Annotated in this window: 1 pseudogene; it reads left to right on the top strand. The window is 29.2% G+C overall.

Features of this window, described 5'->3' with window-relative positions:
* A pseudogene (locus tag RT405_RS09020) lies at positions 1-318 on the top strand (transcriptional regulator); the annotation flags it as partial.

Consider the following 318-nt stretch of genomic DNA (forward strand, 5'->3'; position numbering starts at 1 on the left):
GAAATTCAGAGAAAAAAATCTAAAGGCATTAAAGCAGTTGCTGAAGAAAGCAATCGTAGATTAATCATTAGCGGTTTAATCAGCAGCGAAATTAACGAATATGATTTTTCTCAATTATTAGAAATTTTTTCGAAGAAAAGTAGAGTGGATCAACGAGTAAAAAATGACAATTTATTTCTAAGGCTATTGGATGAGAAAATATTAAGTAAAGTATACCAAGTCCTCAAAGAGTTTGATCAAGATTTCTTTAAAAAAGTGACCGATACGCAGTTTCAAAATCTTGTTATTTTATTGACTTTTTCCATTATGCGGATAAAA

The organism is Carnobacterium sp., from assembly GCF_032094055.1.
Taxonomy (GTDB): Bacteria; Bacillota; Bacilli; order Lactobacillales; family Carnobacteriaceae; genus Carnobacterium_A.